Source organism: Nocardiopsis alborubida (assembly GCF_012396365.1).
In the GTDB taxonomy this organism is placed as follows: domain Bacteria; phylum Actinomycetota; class Actinomycetes; order Streptosporangiales; family Streptosporangiaceae; genus Nocardiopsis; species Nocardiopsis alborubida.
On the sequence record NZ_JAAXPG010000063.1, the window covers coordinates 1 to 5,345 of the forward strand.

Annotated in this window: 8 protein-coding genes; 4 read left to right on the plus strand and 4 right to left on the minus strand. The window is 69.3% G+C overall.

Features of this window, described 5'->3' with window-relative positions:
* A partial coding sequence (locus tag HGB44_RS31385) for a sensor domain-containing protein (protein ID WP_210752429.1) occupies positions 1-284 on the minus strand: 284 nt, incomplete at its 3' end.
* A gap of 174 nt (positions 285-458) precedes the next feature.
* Positions 459-1,385 (minus strand): hypothetical protein, encoded by a 927-nt coding sequence (locus HGB44_RS31390; protein WP_061080981.1) that lies wholly within the window; start codon positions 1,383-1,385, stop codon positions 459-461.
* 165 nt (positions 1,386-1,550) lie between these two features.
* On the opposite strand from HGB44_RS31390, the gene HGB44_RS31395 reads away from it, so the two are divergent.
* The 4 genes from HGB44_RS31395 to HGB44_RS31410 all read left to right on the plus strand — a co-directional run bounded on the left by HGB44_RS31395 (position 1,551) and on the right by HGB44_RS31410 (position 3,967).
* Positions 1,551-1,994 carry an SMI1/KNR4 family protein gene (locus tag HGB44_RS31395; protein ID WP_013152997.1) on the plus strand — a complete coding sequence of 148 codons (444 nt, stop codon included), beginning with the start codon at positions 1,551-1,553 and terminating at the stop codon, positions 1,992-1,994.
* Between the two features lie 20 nt (positions 1,995-2,014).
* On the plus strand, positions 2,015-2,674 hold the full coding sequence (def, locus tag HGB44_RS31400) for a peptide deformylase (RefSeq protein WP_061080982.1): 660 nt from the start codon (positions 2,015-2,017) through the stop codon (positions 2,672-2,674).
* 215 nt (positions 2,675-2,889) lie between these two features.
* Positions 2,890-3,363, plus strand: coding sequence for a ribonuclease HI (rnhA, locus tag HGB44_RS31405; RefSeq protein WP_061080983.1), 474 nt, complete (start codon positions 2,890-2,892; stop codon positions 3,361-3,363).
* 175 nt (positions 3,364-3,538) lie between these two features.
* Positions 3,539-3,967 (plus strand): hypothetical protein, encoded by a 429-nt coding sequence (locus HGB44_RS31410; protein ID WP_061080984.1) that lies wholly within the window; start codon positions 3,539-3,541, stop codon positions 3,965-3,967.
* Positions 3,968-4,038: 71 nt separating this feature from the next.
* On the opposite strand, the gene soxR is transcribed toward HGB44_RS31410, so the two are convergent.
* Positions 4,039-4,506, minus strand: coding sequence for a redox-sensitive transcriptional activator SoxR (gene soxR / locus HGB44_RS31415; protein ID WP_017567403.1), 468 nt, complete (start codon positions 4,504-4,506; stop codon positions 4,039-4,041).
* Positions 4,507-4,510: 4 nt separating this feature from the next.
* Positions 4,511-5,221, minus strand: coding sequence for an ABC transporter ATP-binding protein (locus tag HGB44_RS32600; protein WP_061080985.1), 711 nt, complete (start codon positions 5,219-5,221; stop codon positions 4,511-4,513).
* Positions 5,222-5,345 lie beyond the last annotated feature (124 nt).

Consider the following 5,345-nt stretch of genomic DNA (forward strand, 5'->3'; position numbering starts at 1 on the left):
CGGGTGGTGGGGTTGGGCAGGCCTGGGGTGCCTGTGCGGCCGCGGGGGGGTTTGCTGTTTTTGATGAGCATGTGGCTGAGGGTGCGGCGTTGGCTGTCGGCGAGGGTGCGCAGGAGGATGCCGGTGAGGATGACGAAGGGCAGGCCGATCCAGGTCAGGGTGAGTACGGCTGAGATCAGGATGAGGGGGAGGAGTAGGAGGGCGGCGATGTTTTGGGAGAGCAGGAGGAAGAGGTAGGCCAGGGTGGTGAGGCGGCCTGCGCGGTGGTGGGATGCGGTGGCCATGGGTGGTCTCTTCCGTTCCTGCGTGTGCGGGTGCTGGTGTCTATTGTGTCCTGTTCGTGGGTGTGGGCGCGGTGGTGAGGGCTCCCCTGTCGTGTGGTGGCACGGGGGTGGGCGCACTGGTGAGGAGGGCTCCCGCGGTGCGCGGGGGCCCTCCTGTGGGGTGTGTGGGGTCTGTCAGGGCCAGCGCATGTCGGTGGCGGGGCCCAGGTCGTTGACGCGGGTGGCGGTGTGGGCGTCCAGGGCCTTCTTGAGTTGGTCCCAGGACTGCTGGGGGGTGTTGTCGGTGTTGGTGCAGCTGCGTTGTTGGCAGGCGGTGTGCTGGGACATGGCTCCGGCGAAGCGCAGGGGGTCGTTGGCGTTGGTGTGGCCCCAGCGGCTGATGTTGGCCCACTGGGTGGCCTGGATGCCGTCGGTTCGGTAGATCTGGGGGATGACGTGGATGCGGTGGTTGCCTCCGCCGGCCATGTGGTGGACGTCGGCCAGGCGCCAGCCGTTGGCGCAGTCGCCGGAGCCGGTGGTGGGGCAGGAGTCGGCGGAGTTGGCGGCGTAGAGCGGTGTGGTGGTGGCCTTGGTGTAGGCGGCGAGCCAGTCGCGGGCCCAGGTGGGGGTGGACCAGGAGGGTTCGGCGTCCAGGGCGGCGGTGATGGTGACGGCGTCGGTGGTGGAGGCGTCCTTGACGGTGGTGACCAGGTCGGCCCAGCGCTGTCCGGCGTGGGTGCCGGTGATGCCGCCGTCGTCCTTGTTGTTGACGCCCAGGGCCAGGTGGGCGGTGGCCTGGTCGGTGCGGCACTCGGTGAAGCCCTGGGCCCAGTGGTGGGCGTAGGCGGCGGCCTTGGTGTAGGCGGAGCGGGGTGTGGTGGAGTTTCCCGCTCTGCCGGGTTCTCGTAGGGTGTCGTTCTTTTCCTGGGTGCCGAAGAAGAGGATGCGCGGGCCGGTGGCGCCGGTGCGTCCTTCGGTGCATCCGGCCTGGTGGGCGTGGGTGGAGGTGGCGTCGGTGAGGGGGACGTAGCGGCTGGTGGTGTGGCCGGGGTAGGCGGTGGTGGCGTGGGCTGGGACGCCCAGGGCGGTCAGGGCGGCGGCGAGTGCGGTGGTGGCGAGCATTCGTGCGGTGGAAGCCATGGGGTCATTGTGTGGGAGAGTGATTGATTGCGCACGCATAGTGATATGGGTGGCGTGTTCGGTGTTTGTGGTGGTGCGGTGCCCGCGGGTTCGGGTTTTTGGCGCAACTCGCCGCCGACGATTTCCCGTGGGTTGCCACGACCTGTGATGATCAGGAGTGTGTGGCGTGAACTGATCCTGGAGATGTATCCCGAGGCCGATCTGAGCGATCCGGCCGATGAGGTGACCCTGGCCGAGGTGGAGAAGCACCTGATGCTGCCTTTGCCCTTCGAGTTGGCCTCGTTGCTGCGCGAGACCGACGGGGTGACCAACGAGTACGGGGACGCGGTGGTGTGGAGTGCGCGGCGTCTGGTGGAGGACAACCTGGCGATGCGCCGGGAGCCGGACTATCTGGAGTTGTACGCGCCCTTCGACGAGATGATCTTCTTCGGTGACTCCGACATGGGGCCGCAGTTCGCCTACGTGCACACCGACTACGGTCCGGGGATCGTGGTGTGGGATCATGAGAGCGACCGGCGACGCCTGGTGGTGGTGTCGTTGCGCGACTACCTGGCGCGGTGTCTGATCCAGGGAAACTCCTGGTTTCGTTGAAGTGTGGTGAGAGTAGGACCATGTCGGAGCATGGCGGGGTTGGCGTCGTCGTTCAGGGCCGGGAGGTCGAGGATTTTCCCGAGTGGGCCCCGGAGGCGGCGCGCGGCCGGGTGCGGCGGATCACCGTGACGGGTGAGGAGGTGCTGCACCGGCCGGGTGTGGATGTGGCGCCGCAGATGCTGGGCGGCGCGGAGCTGGCCGAGCTCATCGACGACATGTTCGTGACGATGTACGCGGCCGAGGGTGTGGGGTTGGCGGGTAGCCAGGTGGGTGTGGACCTGCGGGTGTTCGTCTACGACTGCCCTGACGATGACGGTGTGCGCCATGTGGGGCACGTGGTCAACCCGGTGTTGGACGAGCGCGACCTGGATGACGCGGTGGTGGTGGAGTCGGAGGGGTGTTTGTCGGTTCCGGGGCCGCACGCGGATCTGGGGCGGGCTGAGCACGCCACGGTGCGGGGGCTGGACCGGGACGGCAATCCCGTGGTCGTCAGCGGTAGCGGTTACTTCGCCCGGTGTTTGCAGCACGAGACCGATCACACGTGGGGGCGGTTGTACGTGGACCGGTTGAGTGTGCGTGAGCGCAAGCGGGTGTTGAAGAAGATGAACGAGATGGCGAACGACGTGTTCGCGCGTCGTGAGGAGCGGGCTGAGGAGCTGGCGCGGGAGTTCGCTGGCTGAGTGGGGTCGTGTGGGGGTGTTCCGGGTGCGGGACGCCCCTTTTTTTGTTGTACGGGGGTGGTTGGTTTGGGTGGTTGTGGGAGGTCCTTTGGCTGGGTTGGCGGGCCGAAGTGGCGGGTGTGGGGGCTCCATTGGGGGCGAATGGCTCCTTTTGTGGCCCCCTTGGAGGGGGTTGTGGCCTTTTCGTGACCGTGGAGGGCGGTAGATTTCCCGGCATGCGTAACGGGGACGAGGTCGGCCAGGAGCCGACGCAGCGTGTGGTCATCTACACCGACGGGGCGTGCAGCGGCAACCCCGGTCCGGGCGGATGGGGGGTGTGGCTGCGCTACGGCGGCCACGAGAAGGAGCTGTACGGGGGCGAGGAGCAGACCACCAACAACCGGATGGAGCTGATGGCGGCGATCCAGGCGCTGGAGAGCCTGCGCCAGCCGCTGCCGGTGCTGGTGCACACCGACTCCTCCTACGTGCGCAACGGGATCACCTCGTGGCTGCACAACTGGAAGCGGCGGGGGTGGCGCACGGCCGACAAGAAGCCGGTCAAGAACGTGGACCTGTGGCAGCGCCTGGACGAGGTGGCCTCACGCTATGAGGTGGAGTGGCGCTGGGTGCGCGGGCACAGCGGGGACGAGGGCAACGAGCGCGCTGACGCGCTGGCGCGGCGCGGACGCGACGAGGCAGCCGGGGTGTAGGGGCGGCCCTGCCGCTCCCGGCGGGCCGCCGTCCCCGCCGGAACAGCGGGGGTCATGACACGGTCCGGCGCCATGACCCCCGCGAGGACCCGTGTCCCCCTGGAGGGGGGCCGGGTTCCTTCGCCGGCCGGGGCGAACACACCGAGGTGGGGCGCCGGGAGCGGGAGGAAGCGCGGTGGAACCTGCCCAGCAGCAGGAGCTGGTGCGTGAGATGGCCCTTGAGCTGGTCGAGGCCGCCCCGGAGGGCTGGGCCTCGATGAGTTACCGGTATGAGTACATCGGCGGCGTCGCGGCGATGGAGAACCTCGTGACCTTCGAGGGCGGGGAAACGGAGAGGAAGCGCCACCCGCGCTCCGTCGACGAGAAGGCCGACACCCTCAAGCGTGAGATGTACCAGCGGGGCAGGGGGACGTGGCTCGCCATGTGGGTTTCGGTGACCGGGCCCGGGGAGTTCGAGGCGGGGTTCCATTACGACAGGGACCTGGGGGTCCACCCGATCCCTCCGTCGCCGGAGAGCTACGTCTTCGAGTTGAGGAAGTTTCCCCGGGACGATGACGCGGTCTCCGACTGGCTCGGGGAGAGGATCGGCCGGGCGCGGAGTTAGGGCCTGTTCTTCGAACGGTGTCCTGTGCCGCTGGGGGCGGCGAACGCGGGCGTTCGCCGTCTTCGTCGTGTTCAGCCCGTCTCGCGCGCCAGGGCGTTGACCATCAGGCGGCGCGGGCCGGGGCCCGCGGCGGCCAGGGTGTCGTCGGGGTTGGACAGGGTGCAGGTGTCCAGGGACAGGCAGCCGCAGCCGATGCAGTTGGTGAGGTCGTCGCGCAGGCGGATGAGTTGGCTTATGCGGGCGTCGAGCTCGGTGCGCCACTGCTGGGACAGGCGGGCCCAGTCGTCACGGGTGGGGGTGCGGTTGTCGGGCAGGGTGTCCAGGGCCTGGCGGATGCGCGCCAGGGGCATGCCCACGCGTTGGGAGATGCGGATGAAGGAGACCCGGCGCAGGGTGTCGCGGCGGTAGCGGCGCTGGTTGCCGGCCGTGCGGCGGCTGTGGATCAGGCCCTGGCGTTCGTAGAAGTGCAGGGCTGAGACGGCGACTCCGGCACGTTCGGCGACCTGGCCGACGGTGAGTTCCTTGACGATGGGTGCCACGTCCTCATCCTAGGGCGTGGCCGGCGGTGCGGTGGATGCCGGTGAGGGCGTACAGGCGTGCGTAGGCGCCGCCGCGGACCAGGAGTTGGTGGTGGGTGCCGGTTTCGGTGACGCGCCCCTTGTACAGGAGCAGGATGCGGTCGGCGGTGCGGGCCAGGGTGGGTTGGCGGGTGAGGGTGAGCAGGCCGGTGTCGGGTGTGGTGGGTGGGCAGGCGTGGTCGTGGGCGGGCGGGTCGGTGAGCACGAGCAGGCGGGTGTTGGTGCGCTGGGCGTAGAGGGCGCGGGCCTGGTGGATGCGGGGGAGCAGGGCGGGGGGTAGGGCGTCCAGGGGTGTGTGCAGGCGGTGCGTGTCCAGGCGGGTGTGGGCCAGGGCGTGGGCCAGGTGGGGGTCGTCGGTGTCGGGTGCGCTCTGGCCGGTGATGGTGTGGGCCAGGGTGGGGCGGGGGGTGAGGATGTGGGCGCGGGTGTGGGTGGCCAGGCGTCCGCGGGTGGGGGCGCTCTGGCCGGTGAGCAGGCGGGTCAGTGCGGTGGTGGCCTCGTGGGTCAGGCCGACCAGGGCGACGTGTTCGCCGGGGTGCAGGGTCAGGTCGAGGTGGTCCAGGTGGCGGGTGCGGTCGTGGGTGAGGGACACGTCGTGGAACTCCACCAGGGGTGGCCGGGGGGCGGTGCTGTGGTCGGTGGTGCTGCGGAGCTTGCCTCGGTTGGAGATCCTCACGGGTGTCCGTTCGTGTGGTGTGGTCGTCACCAGCCTGGGATTGTCCTGCGCGGGTGAGAGTTCTCGTGATCTGTTCGTGTCCTTGGTCTCGCTGGGTGGAACGGCTGGTGGGGCTGGTTGGTTC

Bases quoted from the DNA above. Each gene is read 5' to 3' on its own strand.
- HGB44_RS31390 (WP_061080981.1), bottom strand. From the start codon at position 1,385: ATGCTCGCCACCACCGCACTCGCCGCCGCCCTGACCGCCCTGGGCGTC.
- HGB44_RS31395 (WP_013152997.1), top strand. From the start codon at position 1,551: ATGATCAGGAGTGTGTGGCGTGAACTGATCCTGGAGATGTATCCCGAG.
- def (WP_061080982.1), top strand. From the start codon at position 2,015: ATGTCGGAGCATGGCGGGGTTGGCGTCGTCGTTCAGGGCCGGGAGGTC.
- rnhA (WP_061080983.1), top strand. From the start codon at position 2,890: ATGCGTAACGGGGACGAGGTCGGCCAGGAGCCGACGCAGCGTGTGGTC.